General features: G+C 27.7%; 21 protein-coding genes and 8 tRNA genes. 19 read left to right on the top strand and 10 right to left on the bottom strand.

Features of this window, described 5'->3' with window-relative positions; translation table 11 throughout:
- Nucleotides 1-3: 3 nt before the first annotated feature.
- Nucleotides 4-2,445 (bottom strand): heavy metal translocating P-type ATPase, encoded by a 2,442-nt coding sequence (locus ASUIS_RS03225; protein ID WP_118885694.1) that lies wholly within the window; start codon nucleotides 2,443-2,445, stop codon nucleotides 4-6.
- A 94-nt stretch (nucleotides 2,446-2,539) separates the two neighbouring features.
- Between ASUIS_RS03225 and ASUIS_RS03220 the strand changes: the two genes are divergently transcribed.
- Nucleotides 2,540-4,162, top strand: coding sequence for an EAL domain-containing response regulator (locus tag ASUIS_RS03220; protein ID WP_118885693.1), 1,623 nt, complete (start codon nucleotides 2,540-2,542; stop codon nucleotides 4,160-4,162).
- 1 nt (nucleotide 4,163) lies between these two features.
- Here the strand turns inward: ASUIS_RS03220 and gmk are convergent, their stop codons facing one another.
- From gmk to rpsB, 5 genes are read right to left on the bottom strand one after another with little or no spacing between them, the layout of a single operon-like run.
- Complete coding sequence (gmk, locus tag ASUIS_RS03215) at nucleotides 4,164-4,781, bottom strand: guanylate kinase (RefSeq protein ID WP_118887634.1); 618 nt, start codon at nucleotides 4,779-4,781, stop codon at nucleotides 4,164-4,166.
- A gap of 6 nt (nucleotides 4,782-4,787) precedes the next feature.
- Nucleotides 4,788-5,585, bottom strand: coding sequence for a hypothetical protein (locus tag ASUIS_RS03210; protein WP_118885692.1), 798 nt, complete (start codon nucleotides 5,583-5,585; stop codon nucleotides 4,788-4,790).
- On the bottom strand, nucleotides 5,582-6,265 hold the full coding sequence (locus ASUIS_RS03205) for an ABC transporter ATP-binding protein (protein WP_192894402.1): 684 nt from the start codon (nucleotides 6,263-6,265) through the stop codon (nucleotides 5,582-5,584). Before ASUIS_RS03205 ends, ASUIS_RS03210 begins: the two co-directional genes overlap by 4 nt.
- A 43-nt stretch (nucleotides 6,266-6,308) precedes the next feature.
- Entirely contained in the window at nucleotides 6,309-7,355 is a 1,047-nt protein-coding gene (gene tsf / locus ASUIS_RS03200) for a translation elongation factor Ts (protein WP_118885691.1), read from the bottom strand.
- 2 nt (nucleotides 7,356-7,357) lie between these two features.
- Nucleotides 7,358-8,149 (bottom strand): 30S ribosomal protein S2, encoded by a 792-nt coding sequence (gene rpsB, locus ASUIS_RS03195; RefSeq protein WP_118885690.1) that lies wholly within the window; start codon nucleotides 8,147-8,149, stop codon nucleotides 7,358-7,360.
- Nucleotides 8,150-8,406: 257 nt separating this feature from the next.
- Here rpsB and ASUIS_RS03190 point away from each other — a divergent pair, with 257 nt between their 5' ends.
- The 3 genes from ASUIS_RS03190 (at nucleotide 8,407) to ASUIS_RS03180 (ending at nucleotide 10,370) form a co-directional block, all read left to right on the top strand.
- Complete coding sequence (locus ASUIS_RS03190) at nucleotides 8,407-8,967, top strand: hypothetical protein (RefSeq protein WP_118885689.1); 561 nt, start codon at nucleotides 8,407-8,409, stop codon at nucleotides 8,965-8,967.
- A 63-nt stretch (nucleotides 8,968-9,030) separates the two neighbouring features.
- Nucleotides 9,031-9,624 (top strand): PAS domain-containing protein, encoded by a 594-nt coding sequence (locus ASUIS_RS03185; protein WP_118885688.1) that lies wholly within the window; start codon nucleotides 9,031-9,033, stop codon nucleotides 9,622-9,624.
- Nucleotides 9,625-9,695: 71 nt separating this feature from the next.
- Nucleotides 9,696-10,370, top strand: a complete 675-nt coding sequence (locus ASUIS_RS03180) for a sensor histidine kinase (protein WP_192941178.1) — start codon at nucleotides 9,696-9,698, stop codon at nucleotides 10,368-10,370.
- Here the strand turns inward: ASUIS_RS03180 and ASUIS_RS03175 are convergent, their stop codons facing one another.
- The 4 genes from ASUIS_RS03175 to ileS form a co-directional block, all read right to left on the bottom strand.
- Complete coding sequence (locus tag ASUIS_RS03175) at nucleotides 10,371-11,651, bottom strand: UDP-N-acetylmuramoyl-L-alanyl-D-glutamate--2,6-diaminopimelate ligase (protein ID WP_118885686.1); 1,281 nt, start codon at nucleotides 11,649-11,651, stop codon at nucleotides 10,371-10,373. It abuts the gene before it with no gap.
- Nucleotides 11,632-12,225, bottom strand: coding sequence for a hypothetical protein (locus ASUIS_RS03170; RefSeq protein ID WP_118885685.1), 594 nt, complete (start codon nucleotides 12,223-12,225; stop codon nucleotides 11,632-11,634). The genes ASUIS_RS03175 and ASUIS_RS03170 overlap by 20 nt, the downstream gene beginning before the upstream one ends.
- Entirely contained in the window at nucleotides 12,225-12,503 is a 279-nt protein-coding gene (locus tag ASUIS_RS03165; protein WP_118885684.1) for a NifU family protein, read from the bottom strand. The genes ASUIS_RS03170 and ASUIS_RS03165 overlap by 1 nt, the downstream gene beginning before the upstream one ends.
- Nucleotides 12,504-12,627: 124 nt before the next feature.
- Entirely contained in the window at nucleotides 12,628-15,357 is a 2,730-nt protein-coding gene (gene ileS, locus ASUIS_RS03160) for an isoleucine--tRNA ligase (protein ID WP_118885683.1), read from the bottom strand.
- A gap of 248 nt (nucleotides 15,358-15,605) precedes the next feature.
- On the opposite strand from ileS, the gene ASUIS_RS03155 reads away from it, so the two are divergent.
- From ASUIS_RS03155 to ASUIS_RS03090, 15 genes are all read left to right on the top strand, one after another.
- Nucleotides 15,606-16,970 carry an FAD-dependent oxidoreductase gene (locus ASUIS_RS03155; protein WP_118885682.1) on the top strand — a complete coding sequence of 455 codons (1,365 nt, stop codon included), beginning with the start codon at nucleotides 15,606-15,608 and terminating at the stop codon, nucleotides 16,968-16,970.
- 148 nt (nucleotides 16,971-17,118) lie between these two features.
- Nucleotides 17,119-17,625 (top strand): CinA family protein, encoded by a 507-nt coding sequence (locus ASUIS_RS03150; RefSeq protein ID WP_118885681.1) that lies wholly within the window; start codon nucleotides 17,119-17,121, stop codon nucleotides 17,623-17,625.
- A 58-nt stretch (nucleotides 17,626-17,683) separates the two neighbouring features.
- Nucleotides 17,684-17,759: transfer RNA gene (locus tag ASUIS_RS03145), tRNA-Lys, on the top strand.
- Between the two features lie 23 nt (nucleotides 17,760-17,782).
- Nucleotides 17,783-17,857, top strand: a tRNA-Glu gene (locus ASUIS_RS03140).
- A gap of 19 nt (nucleotides 17,858-17,876) precedes the next feature.
- Nucleotides 17,877-17,952: transfer RNA gene (locus ASUIS_RS03135), tRNA-Val, on the top strand.
- A gap of 89 nt (nucleotides 17,953-18,041) precedes the next feature.
- Nucleotides 18,042-18,118 (top strand) — tRNA-Asp (locus ASUIS_RS03130).
- A 16-nt stretch (nucleotides 18,119-18,134) separates the two neighbouring features.
- Nucleotides 18,135-18,210: transfer RNA gene (locus ASUIS_RS03125), tRNA-Lys, on the top strand.
- Nucleotides 18,211-18,232: 22 nt separating this feature from the next.
- Nucleotides 18,233-18,307: transfer RNA gene (locus ASUIS_RS03120), tRNA-Glu, on the top strand.
- 19 nt (nucleotides 18,308-18,326) lie between these two features.
- Nucleotides 18,327-18,402: transfer RNA gene (locus tag ASUIS_RS03115), tRNA-Val, on the top strand.
- 91 nt (nucleotides 18,403-18,493) lie between these two features.
- Nucleotides 18,494-18,570 (top strand) — tRNA-Asp (locus tag ASUIS_RS03110).
- A gap of 72 nt (nucleotides 18,571-18,642) precedes the next feature.
- Entirely contained in the window at nucleotides 18,643-20,232 is a 1,590-nt protein-coding gene (locus ASUIS_RS03105) for a sensor histidine kinase (RefSeq protein ID WP_118885680.1), read from the top strand.
- On the top strand, nucleotides 20,213-20,659 hold the full coding sequence (locus tag ASUIS_RS03100) for a response regulator transcription factor (RefSeq protein WP_226799977.1): 447 nt from the start codon (nucleotides 20,213-20,215) through the stop codon (nucleotides 20,657-20,659). Before ASUIS_RS03105 ends, ASUIS_RS03100 begins: the two co-directional genes overlap by 20 nt.
- A complete protein-coding gene (locus ASUIS_RS13975; protein WP_226800034.1) occupies nucleotides 20,584-20,874 on the top strand; it encodes a helix-turn-helix domain-containing protein in 291 nt (96 codons plus the stop codon). Before ASUIS_RS03100 ends, ASUIS_RS13975 begins: the two co-directional genes overlap by 76 nt.
- 134 nt (nucleotides 20,875-21,008) lie before the next feature.
- The gene (locus ASUIS_RS03095) at nucleotides 21,009-21,263 is read left to right on the top strand and encodes a DUF4212 domain-containing protein (RefSeq protein ID WP_118885679.1); all 255 of its coding nucleotides are present in this window, start codon (nucleotides 21,009-21,011) and stop codon (nucleotides 21,261-21,263) included.
- An 11-nt stretch (nucleotides 21,264-21,274) separates the two neighbouring features.
- A complete protein-coding gene (locus tag ASUIS_RS03090; protein ID WP_118885678.1) occupies nucleotides 21,275-23,170 on the top strand; it encodes a sodium:solute symporter family protein in 1,896 nt (631 codons plus the stop codon).
- Nucleotides 23,171-23,193 lie beyond the last annotated feature (23 nt).

Below are 23,193 nucleotides of genomic sequence, written 5' to 3'. Positions count from 1 at the left end.
TTCCTATTTCATTTTTATTCTAAGAGAATTTAACACAACCATCAATGAACTTAAACTCATAGAAAGTGCAGCAACTAATGGTATTACATAACCTGCCATAGCTAAAGGAATTGTAACGGCATTATATATCAAAGATAAATATAAATTTTGTTTTATAAATTTATAGGTTCTTGAAGAAATTATAAATGCATCTTTTAAAGATTTTAATGAAGAATTTAATAAAACAATATCAGAAACAGCCAATGACACATCTGCTGAATTCCCCATAGCAACAGCTACATCAGCATTTGATAAAGCTACACTATCATTTACTCCATCACCTACCATTACAACAACTTTATTTTCTGACTTTAATTTTTTGATATATTCAGCTTTAGAAACAGGAGTTTGAGAACTTAGATAATTTTTGATGTTTAATTTCTCAGCAATATCTTTAGCAACATTTACATTATCTCCTGTTAACATTGTAACTTCAATATTATTTTTTTGAAGATACGATATTAATTCTTTTGAGTTATCTTTTATTTCATCTTCAAGTTCAAATGTTGCAATCACTTTTTTATTTATTGCAAAAAGATAAACTGTTTTATTTGATTCAAAGTTATAATAAATCTCATTTTGTTTTAATAAATCTAAATTTCCACCTAAAAGTTCAAAAGATTTACCTTCAATATTTGTGTATTTTGCACTCATTCCTTTTGCTTCAACATTTTTAACACTATCTAATTTTTTGTCTTCTAAATTATATTTTTTTGATAAATATTTTTTGATAGATTTACTAACTGGATGATTTGATGATGATAATAAAGAGTATAAAAGATTTAATTTATGAATATTATCATCCATAATTCTTGCTTTTACTACATTTAACTCGCCTTTAGTTAAAGTTCCTGTTTTATCAAAAACAACACTAGAAGCAACTGCCATTGATTCAATAAATTTGGCTTCTTTAAAAAGTAAACCCTTTTTTGCAAGTTCAGAAATACCAACTAAACTTGCCATTGGCGTTGCAAGAGCTAAAGCACAAGGACAAGCAATTACCACAACTGAAACAGCAACTATAAATGATCTTTCAAATTGAGTTGTTCCTGTATAATCGAAGCCTAAATCTATACCAAAAAAATACCAAACTAAAAAAGTCATTAATGCCAATGATAAAATTGTAACACTAAAACCTTTTGAGATTTGAGCAGCTTTTGTTTGTATTTTTGGTTTTGAATTTAAAGAATCCTCAAGAAGTGTAACAATAGATGAAAAGGTAGAGTTTTTAAAATCTTTTGTAACTTTATAATTTATCAAAGAGTTACTATTTATTGTTCCACTGTAGACAAAATCTCCAACTTTTTTATAAACAGGAATTGATTCTCCTGTAAGTGTTGATTCATCAAAAAAACCTTCACCATTTATAATTTGTCCATCAACTGGTATTTTATCTCCAGCTTTTATCTCAATAACATCATCTATTTTTATGCTATTTAATGCAACTAATTTTTTGTTATTATTTTCATCTACAACAACAGCTTCTAAAGGCAAACTAGATTTTATTTTATCCAAAGTATCAACAGCAGATTTTTTTCCAATTACTTCAAGATATTTACCAACTAGAACAAAAGTGATAATCATAGCAACTGAATCAAAATAACTTTCGCCCTTTGCTCCAAACAAAATAAACAATGAATATGTATAAGTTAAAGTAGAACCAAAAGCAACCAAAAAATCCATGGTAATAATACGATTTTTAATTCCATAATAAGCGCCTTTAAAAAATACCCATCCACTATAAAATAAAACAGGAGTAGATAATAAAAATTCACCTATATGAATCATATTTTTTACTTCTTCTGAAATTCCTGTAAAAAATCCAGTATATTTTGCAACACTTAACATCATTATATTCATACTTGCAATTACTGCAACCATCATACGAATAAAATAATCTCTTTTTGCTTTTGTAGCAGCAATATCCGCAACACTTGAATCATAAGCATAAGCATTGTAACCAATAGCTCTGATTTTTAAAATAATTTCTGATAGTTTTAGTTTTTCATCATCCCAAGTAATTCGAGCTTTATTTGAAGTGAAATTTATATTAGCTTCAATAATACCTTTTGTTTCATATAAAACTTTTTCATTTAACCAAACACAAGCCGCACAATGAATTCCCTCAATAATTAAATCAATTTGTGCAAAACCATCTTTTGTGATTCTTACATAGTTATCTAAAAAATTTTTAGAATCAAATTTTTCTAAATCGTCATTGTCTATTTCTAAAGGTGGAGCTATCGTTCTATTTCCAAGCTTTTCATAAAAAGAGTCTAATCCATCATCTTTTAGAAGATGATAAACTCCTTGACATCCTTTACAACAAAAATTCAAATCACCCTCTTTTATCATTATCATTTTACTAAATTCCAAATGACAATGATTACATTTTACTTTAGACAAAAAGCCTCCTACTATTACTATTAAACCTTGATTGTATAGATATTATGTAAATTTATGATATTATATCTTAATAATTTTGGAGAGAGTCTTAATAATGATAAATAATATTTCAATACTAAAAAATATAACTATTTTGTATGCAGAAGATGAAAAAGACTTAAGAGAAGTTACCCATCAAATTTTAAAAGGCTTCACAAAAAAACAATATGTTGCCCAAAATGGACAAGAGGGACTAGAACTCTTCAAAAAATATGAAAATGAAATAGATTTAATCATTACTGATGTTAATATGCCAATTTTAAATGGTTTAGACATGGTAAAAGAAATAAAAAAAATCAATCTTAATATTCCAATTATTGTGGCAACTGCTTTCTCAAATAAGGAATATTTACTTGAAGCTATTGATATTGGTGTTGATAAATATGTATTAAAACCTATTGATATTGCAAAACTTTTACAAGTAATGTCACAATCATTGATTTATCATGAACTAAAAGATTTATATATAGATAAACTAACAAATCTACCAAATAGAAACAAACTAAAAAAAGATTTAGATGAAAATAATATAGATTTAATGGCGCTTTTAGATGTAGATGAATTTTCTACAATAAATGACCTTTTTGGTGAAAAAATTGGTGATACAATATTGTATGAATTAGCCAATAAACTAAAAAACTATTTTAATGAAGATGAATATATTGTTTATAGAATTGAAGCTGATAAATTTACTATTGTTGCAAAGAAAAACCATCAAGATGTAGATGAATTTTATAATCTTTGTAAATCATTTGCTGATAAAATAGAAAAAGAATCTTTACTTATTGATGAAGCAGAAATTGATATTAATATTACAATTGGTATTGCTCAAGGAGATGGTGCACGAGCTTTTAAATATTCACAAAGAGTAATAAATTATGCTCGAACAAAACTTCAAAGAATCATGATTTATAATGAATCTTTTAGAATTCAACAATCTTTTGAAGAAAATATAAAATGGGTAAAACAATTAAAAGTTGGATTCAGAGAAAATCTTTTTCAAGCATATTTTCAACCTATTGTTGATACACAAACAAAAGAAGTTTATAAATATGAAGCATTAATAAGATATATCACAAAAGAAGGTGTTGAAATTGCACCTTATCACTTTATTAATGTTGCTAAAAAAACAAAACTTTATCCAAATATCATAAAAATTGTTATTCAAGATGCTTTTAAATTAATAAAAAATAAAAATAAAAGAGTTTCTGTAAATATCTCCTTTGATGATATTGCAAATGAAGAAACTACTGCCTTTATTTATGAGATATTAGAACAAAATAAAGAATTTACAGAATTCTTAGAATTTGAAATACTAGAATCAGAAGAAATTTCTGATTTTAATGAAGTTTCTAAATTTATCTCTGAAATAAAAAAATTCAACTGCATAGTTGGAGTTGATGATTTTGGTGCTGGATATTCAAACTTCAATCTACTAACTTTACTTGATATTGATTTTGTTAAAATCGATGGTTCTTTAATTGAAAGAATAAATACATCAAAAGATTTAGAAATTATTGTAAATACAATCGCAAATTTCTCAAAAGAGTTTAAGGTAAAAACTGTTGCAGAGTATGTTTCAAATGAAGATATTTATAATAAAATAAAAGAATTAAATATAGATTATTGTCAAGGTTATTATTTTGATAAACCTCTTAGTTACGATTCAATCAAGTAGGTTATTTTAACCAACTTGAAACAACACTATTTTTTTCAAAAAGCTTACTTTTTATTCTTGTAATATTAGCAATACAAACAAGTTGTTTTGCTGCTATTTGTAAATTATCATTGATTATTAAATAATCATAATCTTGAAAATATTCAACTTCACCTTTAGCATTTTTTATTCTTTTTTCAATAATTTCAGTGCTATCCGTATTTCTACTATTTAATCTAGTTTCTAAAACTTCTAAAGATGGCGTTGTAATAAAAACAGAAGTTGTTATAGCATCAAGTTTAGATCTCACTATCTCATGCCCTTGAACATCAATATCAAAGATTACTAGTTTACTCTCATCTAAAGCTTTTTTGATAGGTTTTAAAGAAGTTCCATAATAATTATCATGAACTTTTGCATATTCTAAAAAATCACCATTATTTATATCTTTTTCAAACTCTTCTTTAGTAACGAAGAAATAATCAATACCATTAACTTCACCAATTCGAGGAGCTCTTGTTGTTGTTGAAATAGAAAAATAGTAATCGTCTATATCTTTATAAACTTCTTTTAGTAAAGTTGATTTACCACAACCACTAGGACCAGAAATGATTAATATTGCGCCTTTTTTTTCTTTAATCAAAACTTATCCTTTCAAACTTAATCTAATATCAACACTTTCACCACTAGAAAGTCTATCAATCACAGTTTGATCAAACTTCTCTAATAATGGTCTTAATTCATTTATATGAAAATTACTTAATACTAAATTATAATGTTTTATTGGTGGTTGAGTTAAATCAAATTCATACTCTTTTACTTCTTCTAATGCATCATCAATAATAGCAGCAATATCTTTCCAATCAGTTTTTTCTAAATTAATTTCATTTTGAATGACATCTTCTCTTAGAATATTGTTAATTTTACTTAACTCACTATGATCTAAAATTCCACCAATATTCAATAAAGAAGGATTTATTATACTTTCATCATCCTCTTCTTCATAAAAATCATCTTGTGAATAATTTGTATGATTACTATCTAATGATTCAATGTATTTTTTTGTAATAGGAACAAATACATCTTCATCTTCTTCATATCTATTTAAATCTGATTCTTTTTCTTTTGCTCTATCTTCTTTTATAATCTCTATTTGCTCAATCAAAATTTCTTCTAATTTTGTAGGTAAAAAAGGTCTTTGAATAATAAAATCTCTAGATTTATCAAAAGGTAATTCTTCTGAACAAATTGCACCTAGTTTTTTAGAAAACTGTTTAATTGTATTAAATTTATCATCTATAAAACTTTGATCAATAATAATCAAATCAAATTTATCATTTACACTATTAGTTTTTTGAATAGTTAAATTAACATGCAATCGTTTACAAACTAAAGTAAAAATATGTTCAATTATTGCAGTTTCACATATTAGTAGTATAGTCACTTTATCTCCTGTAAAGTTAGATCTTCTAACTTATAAACCTTATCACATCGCATTGCTAATTCATGTTCATGTGTCACAAGAATTAAACCTGCATTATTATTTTTTATATAATTAAAAAGTGTGTTCATAACAATATTTGCAGTATCTTTATCTAAATTTCCAGTTGGTTCATCTGCAAAAATTATTCTAGGTTTTTTTGTCATAACCCTAGCAATTGATAATCTTTGTTGTTGACCACCACTTAATTCACCAACACCTTGATTTATTACATAATCAATATTCAGCTCTTTTAAAAGGTTTTTATCAATTTCTTCACCACTTAAAAGTGTAGCGATTTCAAGATTTTCAATAGCAGAGAATCCTCTGAATAAATAATGAGCTTGAAAAATTATTCCAAAATCATCTCTTCTTATTTTTAATAATTGACTTTGTTTTAATGAATAGATATCTTTACTTTTAAAAACAACACTACCATGTGATGGTTTTAAAAGAGAAGATAAAATATTTAGAAGTGTTGATTTTCCACTTCCACTTGTACCTATAATTGCAATTGATTCTTTTTTATGAAGAGATAAATTAATATCATTAAAAAGCTCATAATCAAATTTATGAGATAAATTATTAGCTTGGAGCAAAAAGTCATCTGCAATGAGTGCATCCATATTATTAGCTTCACCCATTACATTTTCCTTTTTTTATTTATACATAGTTGTTAAACTACGATTATTTTCCCATTTGTTTTGCAACTTCAGCTGCGAAATCTTCTTCTTTTTTCTCAATACCTTCACCAAGTTCAAATCTAATGTACTCAGTAATTTTGATTGATGCATCAACTTCAGCAATTGCTTGCTCAACAGTGATTTTATCATTCATTACATAAGCTTGAGATAATAATGCAAATCTACCATCTAATTGAGTATTATCTGTAATATATCTTTCGATTTTTCCAGGAATAATATTTGCCCAAATTTTTTCAGGTTTACCTTGCTCTTTTAACTCAGCTTCAAAATTAGCTTTTGCATTAGCAATTGCAACTTCTGTTAATTGAGATCTAGAAACAAAATCAGGAATATTTTTTAATGGTTTTCCTAATCTTTTTAACTCATCATTATCAGCTATAATTTCTGCAACAATTGCTCTGTTTTCAGAATCTACAAATTCAGGATCTAAATCAGTATATGAAATAACAGTTGGTTTCATTGCTGATGCATGCATTGCTAATGATTTTAATAATGTAGAAGCTTTTTCTTTTACAGAAGCATCACAAGTTGCAGCTAATAAAACTCCAACTCTACCATTAGTATGAACATAACCATTTACAACAGTACCAGTTACAGAAACTAATTTTCTTGCAACTAAGTTTTCACCGATTGTTGCAATTTTACCATTTAAAAATTCAGGGAAAGCCATTCCATTAATAGTAGATGCAACTAAAGTTTCAGCATCAGTAATTCCATTAACTTGTGCATGAGATACAATCTCTTGCGTTAAGTTAAGGAAATTTTCATTTTTAGCAACGAAATCTGTTTGAGCATTTAACTCTAACATAGTAGCTACTGTGCTATCAGCGTTAACTTTAACAGCAACAACACCTTCAGCAGCAATATTTCCAGCTTTTTTAGCAGCTTTACCAAGTCCAGCTTCTCTTAAAGCTTGAACTGCTTTTTCTAAATCACCATCAGTTTCATTAAGTGCATTTTTGCAATCAAGCATACCTGCACCAGTCATTTCTCTTAATTCTTTAATTAATTGTGGAGTTGCACCTGCCATAATTATGCTTCCTCAGTTTCGAATGCGATTTCTTCACCTTCAGAAACAGCTTCAGCGATTAATGCTTCTGTTTCTTCTTGAGATACAGGTTCAATATCTCCACCAATTTCGTCAGCTAATACAGCTTTTCCTTCGTTCATAGCAGCAGCCATTTCATTACAAAATAAATGAATTGATCTGATTGCATCGTCATTTCCAGGAATTGGTAAATCTACAACATCTGGATCACAATTTGTATCTAAAGGAGCAACAACAGTAATTCCTAATCTTCTAGCTTCTTGAATAGCAATTTTTTCTTTAACAGCATCAAGAACAAACATCATATCTGGAAGTTTGTGCATTTCTTTGATACCACCAAGGTATAATTCTAATTTTTCTTCTTTTCTAGAAAGCATTAATGCTTCTTTTTTAGTTAAAAGATCTAATTGACCTTCTTCTCTCATTTTTTTAATAATTTCTAATTTTCTAATTGATTTTTTGATTGTTCCAAAGTTAGTTAACATTCCACCTAACCATCTGTGATTAACATATGGCATTCCACAAGAAATAGCAGCTTTTTTAATAGCTTCGCTAGCTTGTTTTTTAGTACCAACAAAAATCATTGTTTGACCAGTTGCAGCTCTATCTTTAACAACATTATATGTATATCTGAAATATCTTAATGTTTTTTGTAAATCTATAATATAGATATTTTTTCTAACACCGAAAATGAATTTTTTCATTTTTGGATTCCATCTTCTTGTTTGGTGTCCGAAGTGTACACCACATTCTAATAGGTCTTTCATTGTAACCATTTAATTCTCCTTGAATTATATTTTTTGTAATTTGGGTTTAGCCTCTGTATCCCTTAATGTCAAGATTTCTCTTGTCACAACCCGTACAAGGATTGACACATGTGAGGTTCTAATTTAAAATTAGAGTTGCGATTATATTTAAAGTAAGATTAATTCTTCTTTAATTCTGTATATAGAAAATTTATTAAGAATCACTATTTGATATTAATTTACAAAAGGAATAGAAATTGTATATAAAAAAATAAAAAAGGACCTTCATGACACCAATTGATTTTATTAAAGAAAATAAATTAGAATGGCAACCATCATTTTCGAGAAATATTAACGATACTTTATTCGGATATAGAGGAGCATTAATAATACAAGAAGGTAAAAAACTTTCTGAAACAAAAGTTATGCCTCCAAAAGCTCAAGCTAGACAAGTTATTATGATAAGCGAAAATGAAAAAATAAAATTCTTTGCATGTGAATTAGAAACTTTTGGTTATTTTGAACTATTTTTTGATAAATACAAAGAGTTTTTTGATGCTGATTCAGTAAATTTACTATATGTAATTGATTTAGATGCTAATGGTGTTTTTGAATATCAAGGTGTTAAATTTTCAGCTTTTATGTTAGATGAAAGTTCTGTATGGAATGAAGTATTAGATTATTTTTCTTTAGAGAAAGGTGAATTAAAAAAACTTTCAAATGAAGAAAAATTAGAAAAAATATATGATGAATTAGCAACAATGAGCGTTGAATCTGTTGATAAAACATATGATGAAATGTTAGCTCTTATGGGAACAACAAAAAAATCTTTAATGGGTGCTGTATAAATTATTAAATAATTTGAAGTAGCTTAACATTTGTGATATACTTTCTTCATATAAGGAAACCAAATGTTAAGAAATACTTCTTCAGCTTTTAAAATTTCAATTATTTATTTTGTTTTTAGTTTGTTGTGGATTTATTTTTCCGATAGCGCTATAAGTTTTGTGGTTAAAGATTTTCATGAACTTCAATTTTTACAAACAATTAAAGGTTGGTTTTTTGTAACTATTTCTGCCGTACTACTTTATATACTAAGCAAACAATTTTTTATTAATCTTCAAAAAGAAAAAGACAAACTCATAAATACAAACAATATTTTAGAAAATATTATAGAAAATGCACCAATTATAATATTTTGGAAAGATAAAAATGGAATTTACAAAGGTTCAAATAAACTATTTTTAGAATTGATGAATTTAAAAGATGAAAAAGAGTTATTAGGTAAAAAAGATTCTGATTTTAATATTGTTGAAAATGAAGATTTTATGAGTGATGACTTATACGTTATGACAAATAAAAAACCTAAATTAAATTATACAGAAACCATAAGCTCAAAAAATAATGATATTAGAATATTAAATACTTCAAAAGTTCCTTTAATTGACAAAAATGAAAATGTAATAGGAGTATTGGCGTTATTCAAGATATTACTGAACAAATAAATAATCAAAACCAAATAAATTTACAAGAACAACTTTTAATTCAACAATCAAAATTAGCTTCAATGGGTGAAATGATTGCAAATATTGCACATCAATGGAGACAGCCATTATCTATTATTTCAACTTCAGCAACTGGTATTAAAATACAGAAAGAAATGGGAATATTAGATGATGATTCTGAAATAAAATCCCTTGATTGTATAAATGAGAATGCACAATATCTATCGAATACTATAGAAGATTTTAGAGATTTTTTTAAAAAGAGCAAAATAAAGAATTTAGTTAATCTGAATACTTTATTAGAAAAAACCTTGAAACTGATAATAACTAGATTAAAAAATAAAAAAATAACTATTATAAATAATTGTACTGATATTGAATTTGAAACTTATGAAAGAGAAATGATTCAAGTTTTTATGAATATTATTAATAACTCGATTGATGCTTTTGAAAATAAAGATTATGAAAAATTTATATTTTTTGAAACTAAAAAATTTGAAAACAAAATTGTAATAAACATAAAAGATAACGCTGGTGGAATTGATGAAAATATTTTGGATAAAATTTTTGAACCTTACTTCACCACAAAAGAGTCAAAACAAGGAACAGGAATAGGATTATATATGTGCAATGAAATTGTAGTAAAACATTTTAATGGGGAAATATCTGTTGAGAATGAATCTTTTGAATACTTAAATCAAAAATATAAAGGTAGCCAATTCACTATTGAACTACCTTTATCATAACTATTTTATATGTTTTAAAATCTCTTCTTTATCAGAAAAAGGAAATTTTTTATCATATATAATTTGAGTTGCTTCATCACCTTTTCCAAGAACTAAAACAACAGAATTTTCATTTGCCATTTCCATAGCTTTTTTGATTGCTTCTTTTCTATTGATTTCAACTTGAACACTTTGATGATTTTTTATTCCTTTTAGAATATCTTCAATAATCATATCAGGGTCTTCATTTCTTGGATTATCACTAGTTACAATTATGTGTTTTGCAAACTGTGCAGCGACTTGTCCCATTAATGGACGTTTTAATTTGTCCCTATCTCCACCTGCACCAAACACACAAATAATCTCTTTTTCATTAAAACTTTTTAAAACTTCACTCATTCCATCAGGAGTGTGAGCAAAATCTACAATAGCTAAAGGATTAGTACAAACTGTTTCCATTCTTCCACTAACTCCTGCAAATCCTTCTAATGCTTCACAAATTTCATTTAATGGTTTTTGAGTTGTAATATGAACAGCTGCAACTGCTGCCATTAGATTATAAACATTAAAAATTCCCATCATATTTGATGAAAATGAGTGCATTTCTCCGAAGTGCGAAAACATAACATGTGTTCCATTTTTAAATGAATATGCAGTTACTTTATAAGTTGATGGATTTTCTAATGAATAAGCAAAACCATTTTTTGAATTATATTTAACAATTGGATCATCTTTATTTATAAGTTTTGGCGTTTCATCACTTAAAAAAGAGTTTTTTACATTTATATACTCTTCTATTGTTTTGTGATAATCAAGATGGTCTCTTGTAATATTTGTATGAATTTTTAGAGCAAACTCTAAACCTTCAATTCTTTTTTGCTCAATTGCATGAGAACTTACTTCCATTACAAAAAAATCACAACCGTTTTGCATAGCTTTTTGAATATGGGCAAAATTTCCAAGTTGAACAGGAGTTGTTAAAGAGTAATCTTCAACTCGTTCATCATTTATAAAAAATCCTCTTGTTCCTTGAAGAGCTACTTTATATCCTAAATCTAATAAAATAGAATAAATAGCAGCTGCCGTTGTTGTTTTTCCATTTGTTCCAGTAATCCCAATGATTTTAATACTAGATAAATCAATATGATTTTTTAATTCACTTGAGTCTATAATCTCTTTACAACCATTTGCTATTGCACTATCTTTAAACTTTTCATTTTGTTTTGAAACAACAAAAACAGAATTTTCATCTGCTTCATTTGAATTATCTGTATAAACTCTATTATTTATGATTAACTGCAAGTTTTTTCTCTTCTAATTTTTTATATAATTTTTCTATCTCTTTATCATAAGAGAAATATTCATTAAATCCATCCAAATATGTGTATGCTGTACTATTAAAATCATTATCTATTAATTTTGTTACAAAATCAAAAAAGTCATCTTTATTTTCAATGGCAACTTTTGTTGAAAACATGATATCTTCAAAGGCAATCCTAAATGAACCACGTGAATTAATCAAATTTTTAAAATCTTCATATCTAATAGCATCTAAAGACTCAACAGTTGAAGTACTTAATTCTTTTAAGATTTCCATCATTTTATCAATATCACCATCATAAGCATTAACTACATCTTCCACATATCTAATAGCTTCTTCTAAATTTTCATCTTTTACAATAGCAAAATAGTCATAAAGTGAAATTGCTTTTTCTTCATCTTCCGTTGCTATATCACAAAACAATGCGTAAATGGGATACTCTTTATTTTGCGGGAAATTTGATGACAATTGTGAATATAAAAATAAAGCTTTGTCAAATTTTCTTTGAGTAAAAAAACTATTTGCTTCATTTAATAATCTATCTTCATTTATCATTAAAATTCCTCTAACTTATTTTCCATACCTATAGGTACATTAACTATTTGCAAATCTGGATGAATTGCAGCTTTTAATTCTTTTTCTACAATAAATTTTAATGTACTTCCACTTGCGCTACATCCAACACAAGATCCTTTAAGTTGCACAAAAACTTTTGCATTTTTTATAGCTAAAAGTTCAATTGCACCACCATCTCGGGCAAGCATTGGAGCGATTTTATTTTTTATAATTGAACTTACAGGATCTTGTAAATCTTCATCAGAAAATGGCATCATATTTTATTTTACCTCTTTTGCATATCTCTTTACAAAATATATTCCAATGGCTATAACCACTAAAATTACAGCTATTGTTTGAAATATAAAAGTAAGTGTTACTTCTTCTTGAAACATTTTTTTCCTATTTTAAAACTTCTTCACATCTATTACAAAGTGTTTCTTCTTTTACTGCTGTAAACTTCCAACATCTTGGACATTTATGAGCAGTTGCTTTATAAACTTCAAACTCTTTCCCATTTATTTGGAAACTTCCAAGTATATCAGAGTTTTGTTTATCTTTTGTTACAGAGCTTACTAAGAACCAATCACTTGATTCTACTTGATCTAAAGCTAAGATTTCTTCACAATTTGTATAAATCATCAACTCTAGAGTTGATTTTATAATTTTTTCTTTACTTAAAGCATCTTTGATTTCAGAGAATTTTTCTTTAGCTGTAAATAATAAAACTTCATCAATATCTGATTTAACTTCAGGTAAAACAAACTTTTTATAATCAAAAATATCATCACAAGCATCTTTTAAAATAGCTGGCGCGAACTCTAATAACTCATCCATTGTATAAGTTAAAATTGGAGCCATTGTTGAAATTAATTTTTTAGCGATTAATGCCATTGCACTTTGTGATGCAAGTCTGTGAATATCATTTTTGTCATCACAATATAATCTATCTTTACAAACATCAAGGTAAATTCCTGATAAATCAACAACTAAGAAATTATTTAATTTATTTAAACCTTTTGAGAATTCATATACATTAAATGAAGCTTCGATTTCATCAAATACTTTTTTTGCTTTATCGACAACCCATTTGTCTAAAGGTCCCATTTTATCAACTGATACTATTTCTTCTAAATCAGAAATATTTGCAAGTAAGAATCTTGCTGTATTTCTGATTTTTCTATAAAGTTCTGCATTTTGTTTTAAGATATTATCAGAGATTTTTAAATCAGATTGGTAATCACTCATAGCAACCCAAAGTCTTAAAATTTCAGACCCATACTCTTTTAAAACCTTATCAGGAGCAACAACATTTCCTTTTGATTTTGACATTTTTTCACCTTTTTCATCAACAGTGAATCCATGTGTTAAAATCGATTTATAAGGAGCAATTTCGCTTGAAGCTAATGTTGTTAAAAGTGAAGATTGGAACCAACCTCTATGTTGGTCACTTCCTTCAAGATACATATCAGCAGGGAAAGTTCCAGCATCATAATTTCTGCTTCTTAAAACTGCATTTTGAGTTGAACCTGAATCAAACCATACATCTAAAATATCAGTTGTTTTTTCTAAATCTTCAGGATTTAATCCACTTCCTGGATATAGTAATTCTGAAATTTCTAAATCATACCAAGCATCACAACCTTTTTGTTCAAAAATCATAGCTGTATAATTTAATACTTTTTCATCAAAAATGATTTCATCAGTTTTTTTATTTCTAAAAAATGCAATTGGAACACCCCAATCTCTTTGTCTTGAAATACACCAGTCAGGTCTTCCTTCAAGCATTGCTTTAAGTCTATTCCTTCCCCATTCAGGATAGAAAGTTAAGTTTTCTACAACATTTAAAGCATTTTCTCTTAATGTTTTATTCTCTTTTCCATAAGCATCATCAATAGAGATAAACCATTGTTTTGTAGCTCTAAAAATAATTGGTGTGTGTGTTCTCCAACAATGTGGATATGAGTGTCTAATATCTACTCTTTTAAGTAGTGCATCACCCAATTCTTCAAGAATTAATTCATTTGCTTTAAATACATTCAATCCTAAATATTTATCTGTATCTCTAAATAGTTTTTCTCTAACAATTGTTTCATCATATTTTCCATAAGCATCAACAGGCATAATTACATCTAAGTTATATCTTAAACCAATTTTATAGTCATCCTCTCCATGTCCAGGAGCTGTATGAACTGCACCAGATCCTGAATCCATCATAACGTGTTCACCTAAAACAATTTTAGAAGTTCTTCCATTTAATGGGTTTATTGCATTTGTATTTTCTAAATCTTTTGGATTAATAGTTTCAACTACTTCACCTTTGATTACTTCATTTTCAATTAATGAGTTATATAGTTTTTTAGCCACAATAAATTTATCAGAAGTTTTTACATACTCTTCTTCACCATTTAATGAAATTCCCGTATTTGCAGGAAGTGTCCAAGGTGTAGTTGTCCAAATAATAATACTTGCATCAATTGATTCATGTGTAAATGCCACATAAATTGATGGAGATGTTTTATCTTCATACTCAACTTCAGCTTCAGCAAGTGCTGTTTGAGCAGCCCAAGACCAATAAACTGGTTTACTTCTTTGAATTAATAAACCTTGTTTTGCGATTGCACATAATTCTCTATAAATATTTGCTTCAAATTTAAAATCCATAGTTAAATAAGGATTTTCCCAATCAGCAATTACACCTAATTGTTTAAACTCACTTTTTTGAATATCAACAAATTTAGTTGCATGGTCACGACATAATTGTCTTAATTTTGATTTTGGAAGTATTTTTTTCTTTTCAGAACCTATTTTTTCTTCAACTTTTTGCTCAATTGGTAAACCGTGACAATCCCAACCTGGAACATATCTAATTGATTTTCCCTCAAAATAGTGGAATTTATTGATAATATCTTTTAAAATTTTATTTAGTGCATGTCCAATATGAATATTTCCATTAGCATAAGGAGGTCCATCGTGAAGTGTAAATGACTCACAACCTACTCTATTTTGTTTCATTTTTTCGTAAACTTTTTTCTCATCCCATTGTTTATATTTAATAGGTTCATTTTGAGGAAGATTTCCTCTCATTGGAAAATCTGTTTTTGGAAGCAGTAAACTCTCTTTATAATCCATTATCACACCTTTGATATTCAAAATATTTATAGTTTTTAATTAAAGCATTGATTATATCCAATTTAGTTTAAAAATAAATTTATCACTATATATTTATATGTAACTCTAAAGTAATTAAAAAATATTACAATGTTGCTAAAATACATGCTACATATACATTATTAAAAAAATATCTATCCTTTTATCTAAAATATAAATTTTATATGATAGAATTTCCGAATATTTCACAAAAACATAGGAAGAAAGAAATGAACGAAAAACACTATGAAGTAGTAATCGTAGGTGGAGGAATCTCTGGAGCTGCTCTATTTTATGAGTTAGCTAAATATTCAACTGCAAAAAATATCTGTTTGTTAGAAAAATATGAAGATCTTGCAACTTTAAACTCTAAAGGTACAAGTAACTCACAAACTATTCACGTAGGTGATATTGAAACAAACTATACTTTATCAAAAGCTAAGATAACAAAAAGAACTGCAAAAATGATTGAAAAGTTCTGTTTACAATATAATTTACAAGAAAAAATTATGTTTAAACACCAAAAAATGGCTTTAGGTGTTGGTGAAAAAGAAGTTGAATTTATCACAAAAAGATACAATGAATTCAAAGAAATTTTCCCTTATTTAGAGTTATGGGACAAAGAAAAATTAAGAGAATTAGAACCAAAATTAGTTTATGCTGATAAAGAACAAACTAAAGATAGACCTGAACCAATAATTGCAATGGGTGCAAAAGATCAATATACAACAGTTGATTTTGGAGCAATGACTAAAGAATTAGCAAAAGCTGGACAAAATGCAGATACTTCAAAAACAACTGATATTTTCTTTAATTCAGAAGTTGAAGAAATTGAAAAAGTTGGAAATAAATATAAATTAACAACTGTTAATGGAACTGTTTATACAGCTGATTTTGTTGTTGTAAATGCTGGTGCTCACTCATTATACTTAGCTCATAAAATGGGATACGGAAAACATATGGGTTCTTTATCAATGGCTGGATCATTTTATATTACTAATGGTGAGTTCTTAAATGGTAAAGTTTATATGGTACAAAATGATAAATTACCATTTGCTGCACTTCATGGAGATCCAGATATTTTAGAAAATGGTAAAACAAGATTTGGACCAACAGCTCTTGCTTTATTAGTTCTAGAAAGATATAAAGGTGGAAAATCATTCTTCCAATGTTTAAAAACAATGAATTTTGATGGAAGCATCATGAAGATTTTCTGGGATTTATTAAAAGATTCAGATATTAGAAATTATGTATTCAAAAACTTCTTATTTGAAGTTCCAGGAATCAATAAAGGTCTTTTTGTAAAAGATGCAAGAAAAATTGTTCCTTCTTTGACTGTAGACGATTTAGAATATGCAAAAGGATTTGGTGGAGTTAGACCACAAGTTCTTAACAAAACTGAAAAAAAATTAATGCTTGGTGAAGCGTCAATTAGTAATGGTGATGGTATTATCTTTAATATGACTCCAAGTCCAGGTGCAACTTCTTGTTTAGGAAATGCAGAAAGAGATATTAAAGTTGTATGTGATTATTTAAAATTAGAGTTTAACGAAGCTCAATTCTTAGCTGATTATACTGACCCTGAAATCGCTTAATAACCTTTCTTTTAGTATGTATAATAAAGAGTAAATACTCTTAATTATACATACTTACCTACTAAATAACTAACTTTTTATTTTTAATTAACTTTTTTATATTATACATATAAAATACTCCATAAATTAATTCAAAAGGATTTGTTAAATGTTTAATGATATTTTCAATGAAACTGATATGATAGAGCTACAAGTTATTCTAAAAGCCAATGAACAAACGATAACGACTGCTGAATCTTGTACAGGAGGATTAGTGGCAAGCATGATAACCAAAATTTCAGGCTCATCTGAAATATTTAATGGAAGCATAGTCTCTTATTCTAATAAAATAAAAAATCAAGAACTAAATGTAAAAAATGAAACTTTAGAAAAATTTGGTGCTGTTAGCGTTGAAGTTGTTAATGAAATGTTAAATGGTGTTATTAATAAATTTGATGCGAACTTTGCAATTGCAATTTCTGGGATTGCAGGACCTAATGGTGGGACAAAAAACAAACCTGTTGGGACAGTTGTAATTGGTGTTGGTGATTCAAATAATCATAAAATTATAAATGTTTATAATTTCATAGGTTCAAGAGAAGATATTCAAATACAAGCAGCAAAAGTATCATTGAAAGAAATTTTCAAATTTATTCAAAATTCTCTTGACAAATAAAATGAATTGCACTATAATTCCAGTCCAATTTAAGTAGAACAACTTAAATTAACAATGTGACCCGTTAGCTCAGCCGGTAGAGCATCTCACTTTTAATGAGGGGGCCGATGGTTCGAATCCATCACGGGTCACCATTTTTTTATTGTTGCATAGTCTTGGCCCCTTCATCTAACGGTTAGGATTCATGGTTTTCATCCATGCCACAGGGGTTCGAATCCCCTAGGGGTCACCAAGTTTTATATGCAACAAACGGTCGATTAGCTCAGTTGGTAGAGCGCTACCCTTACAAGGTAGATGTCATAAGTTCGAGTCTTATATCGACCACCATTTTTAAAAGTTATAAAATGCAGTAGCATTAGATTTTAAAGATTATTTTTCGTGACTTCTATTTATTCTTATAAATAGTATTTCAAAGTGCGGTTGTAGTTTAGTTGGTTAGAATGCCTGCCTGTCACGCAGGAGGTCGAGGGTTCGAGTCCCTTCAACCGCGCCACTTTTATTGTTTATGTGACCCGTTAGCTCAGCCGGTAGAGCATCTCACTTTTAATGAGGGGGCCGATGGTTCGAATCCATCACGGGTCACCATTTTTTTATGTTGCATAGTCTTGGCCCCTTCATCTAACGGTTAGGATTCATGGTTTTCATCCATGCCACAGGGGTTCGAATCCCCTAGGGGTCACCAAGTTTTATATGCAACAAACGGTCGATTAGCTCAGTTGGTAGAGCGCTACCCTTACAAGGTAGATGTCATAAGTTCGAGTCTTATATCGACCACCATTTTTAAAAGTTATAAAATGCAGTAGCATTAGATTTTTAAAGATTATTTTTCGTGACTTCTATTTATTCTTATAAATAGTATTTTCAAAGTGCGGTTGTAGTTTAGTTGGTTAGAATGCCTGCCTGTCACGCAGGAGGTCGAGGGTTCGAGTCCCTTCAACCGCGCCACTTTTTTTATCTATCAAAGATACTTCTCATATAAATCTAGATATTATAACCTTAAATTAAAAAAGGTTTTTAATGTTAAGTGCAAAAAGTCTATATCACCTTATTGTTTACAGTATTTTATTTATTATTGTTTTAGTTTCTACTTTTACTTTTATTATAATTAATAATGCCCATGAAGAACTTCAAGAGAAAATCCATACCTTAAAAACTGACTATACTAATAATCAAAAAGAATTAATAAAAAATCATGTCAACTATATTATAAACTTTATTGATTATTATAATGAAGTTAATAAAAATAAAAAATCTGAAGCGGTTATACAAAAAGAAATTCTTGAAATCATTGAAAAATTACGAGTTAATGAAAATCCAAGTGAATATATATTTATTTATGATTTTAACGGTAACTTAGTCCAAGATGCAATGACAAAAAAAAATAATAATATTGGACAAAATTATTTAAATACAAAAGATATAAAAGGCAAAGAAGTTATAAAGGACCTCATAAATACTTCAAAAAAGAAATTAGGAGGTTATGTGGAATATATTTGGTTTAAACCAGAAATATCAAAACAAACTACTAAAATTTCTTATGCTCTATCATATGATAAATGGAATTGGACAATAGGAAAAGGTGTTTATCTAGATGAAATCGATAAATTAATTAAAGAAAAAGAAGAAGGTTATAATCAAAAGATTTCAAACTACACACTACAAATAACTTCTCTTACAATTATGTTGGTATTATATTCTATATTTATTTACAAAAATGCAACTATTTTGATTGTAAATGATGTAAAAGAAATAGGTAAATATTTTAAAGAATCTCAAAAAAACAATGATCCAATTAATCAAAACCGAATTATTTTTGGAGAATTTAAAGTAATTGCAAATTACGCAACAGATGCTATGAATAATATTAAACTAAAAACAAATATGCTTGAGGATTTAAATAGAAATTTAGAATATAAAGTTAGTGAAAAAACAAAAGAACTAACCAATCTTATTGAATCTCAAAAAAAATTTATTAAAAATTCAGTTCATGAAATAAATACTCCCCTATCAATAATACAAACAAATATTGATTTACTTAAAATGAAAATACCTAATAATAAATATATTACCAATATTGAATCTGGTTCAAAAATCATTCAATATATTTATGATGATTTATCTTATCTTGTAAAAAAAGATAGGGTAACATATGAAAAAGAGTATTTAGATTTTTCTAAGACTTTAATTTCAAGAATAGAATTTTTTGATGAAATAGCAATTTCAAACTCTTTAAATTTTATCAGTGATATTGAAAATGATATATATTTAAAATTTAATATTACTGAACTTCAAAGAATAATTGATAATAATTTATCAAATGCAATTAAATACTCTTTTGCAAAATCTCCTATTCTTGTTAAATTAGATTATTTAAATGATGAAGAGATTGAATTTAGTGTTTCAACAAATTCAAAAAGAATAGAATACAAAAATAAAATATTTGACGATTTTTATAGAGAGAATAATGCAAGAGGTGGTTTTGGACTTGGATTAAAAATTGTGAAAGATATATGTGATAAAAATTTAGTTATAATCAACCTCGATTCAAATGCAAAAGAGACAAAATTTACTTATAGGTTCAAAATAAATGAAGATACTACTACTTGAAGATGAGTTGATGCTTAATAATGCAATTAGTGAATATTTAAAAAATATAGGGCATATGGTTGAAAGTTTTTGTGATGGACAAGAAGTTTTAGATAATATTAATAGCACTTATGATTTATTAGTTCTTGATATTAATGTTCCTACAAAAGATGGTTTTGAAATTTTAAGTGAGCTGAATAGCAAAAAAATTTATATTCCAACTATATTCATTTCAGCATTAATTGATATAGAAGATATAAGTAAAGCATATAGTCTTGGATGTAGAGAATATATAAAAAAACCTTTTCATTTAGGTGAATTAGGTATTAAAATAAATCAAATTTTAAAAAAGAACAAAATAATACTTCCCATATTAAATTCTCAGAAAACTACTCTTATTCAAAAGATAAACAAACTTTATATTTTAATGGTGAACCTCAAAACCTAACTAAAAAACAGTTAGAAATCATTCATATTCTTGCACTTAATATAAATATGATAGTTGATTTTGAAAGATTTAGAATCGATATTTGGGATGGAGAAGATATTGATAATCCTACAATTAGAGCAGAAATATCAAGATTAAAAAAAGTATTAAAAGAAGATTTTATTAAAAATATTAGAGGGCTTGGATATAAAATAGATAGATTTTATTCTGCTTAAATACTATTAAAGAAAAAATTCTTCTATATATCCCCTTCAAAAAACTAAAATGCTACCCTTTTGCTATCTACGGCTACTATAATCCGTTATTAAATTGTTTCACAATTTTGTTTAAAATTTATAAGGAGAATAAAATGAGTCCAGAAAAAGCACAAGCATACTGGAAAGAAAATATCTCTATGATTATAAAACTTCTAATAGTTTGGTTTGTATTTTCTTTTGGTTGTGGAATTTTATTCATCAATGAACTTAATGCAATAGAAATCAGTGGAGTTAAATTAGGTTATTGGTTTGCACAACAAGGTGCAATATATGTATTTGTTATCTTAATTTTTGTTTATGTAAAAGTAATGACAGGAATAGATGAAAAATATGGCGTGAATGAATAAGGATTGATAGAATGACCCTACAAACATTAATTTATCTATTTGTTGGTATCTCTTTTGCAATATATATTGGTATTGCACTTTGGGCAAAAGCTGATTCAACAAAAGAGTTTTATGTTGCAGGTGGAGGAGTTCATCCTATCGCAAATGGTATGGCAACAGCTGCTGATTGGATGTCAGCTGCTTCATTTATTTCATTGGCTGGAATTATTTCTTTCCAAGGTTCTGATGGTGGTGCATATTTAATGGGATGGACAGGTGGATATGTTTTACTTGCTATGTTATTAGCTCCTTATTTAAGAAAATTTGGTAAATTTACAGTTCCTGATTTCGTTGGAGACAGATATTATTCAGATGTTGCAAGATTAGTTGCTGTTATTTCAGTAATTTTCATCTCATTTATTTATGTTGCTGGACAGATGAGAGGTGTGGGAATTGTATTTTCTAGATTTTTACAAGTTGATGTAAACACTGGTGTTATTATTGGAATGGCTATTGTATTCGTATATTCAGTTCTTGGAGGAATGAAAGGTATCACATACACTCAAGTTGCTCAATATGTTGTTATGATTTTTGCATATATGATTCCAGCAATTTTTTTATCATTACAAGTTACTGATACTTTTTTACCACAATTGGGTATTTTTGCACAAACTACTTTTGCGTTTAATACGGGAGTTCAAGTTATTCCTGAAGGAACTTATCTTTTACATGCACTTGATCAATCTTTATTAGATTTAGGTTTTAAAGCATATACAGAACCTGGTAATTTATGGAATATGTTTATGTTAACAACTGCTTTAATGTTAGGAACTGCTGGATTACCTCATGTTATTGTTAGATTTTTTACAGTACCAACTGTTAAAGATGCAAGAATCTCTGCGGGTTGGGCATTAGTATTTATTGCTATTATGTATACAACAATATCTTCAGTTGCATCATTTTCAAGAATTAATTTAATTAAAAATGTTCAAGATGTTGAATATCAATCGTTTATCAATGGAGAATCTAAAAATCTTGATGGAACTACAAATGATGGTAAATGGTTTCAAACATGGGAAAATGCTGGGCTGTTAGCATGGAATGATAGAAATAACGATGGTAAAATCCAATATGCTTCTGGTGTAGCTTTTGATGCAAAAGGTGGAAAACCAATATTTGATGAAACAACTAAAGCAGAAGATGGTCATAAATTAACTACAAATGCTAAAGGTCTAGCTAATGAATATGAGCTCAGAAAAGGTAACGGAGTAGCTAATGAATTATATGTTGATGTCGATATTATGGTTCTTGCAAATCCTGAAATTGCAAACTTACCAAATTGGGTTATAGCATTAATTGCAGCAGGTGGATTAGCAGCAGCATTATCAACAGCAGCTGGTTTATTATTGGTAATTGCTTCATCAATTTCCCATGACTTAATGGGTCAAATTATATTTAAAGATAAAATAACAGGAAGATCAACTCTAAATGAAAATACAGAGTTAAGATGGGCTAGAATTTCAGCAATTATTGCTATATTAGTTGCTGGTTATTTAGGAATAAATCCTCCTGCTTTTGTTGCACAAGTTGTCGCTTTTGCATTTGGTTTAGCTGCTGCTGCATTTTTTCCTACAATTATTCTTGGAATATTTGATAAAAGAATGAATAAAGAAGGCGCTATTACAGGTATTATTGTTGGTTTAACATTTACATTTGCATATATCGTATACTTTGTATTTTTAGGCGGTGATCCAAAAGATTATTTATTTGGAATTAATCCAACTGGAATCGGAACAATTGGTACTTTATTACATTTAATTGTTGCATTAATAGTATCTAGAATGACTCCTCCTCCTCCTGAACATATTCAAGAACTAGTTGAAAGAATTAGAATTCCTTCTGGTGCAGGTGAACCTCTCGAACATTAAAAAGAACTAATAAAGTATACCTT

The organism is Arcobacter suis CECT 7833, from assembly GCF_003544815.1.
GTDB lineage: Bacteria > Campylobacterota > Campylobacteria > Campylobacterales > Arcobacteraceae > Aliarcobacter > Aliarcobacter suis.
This window is presented reverse-complemented; position numbering and strand designations above follow the sequence as displayed.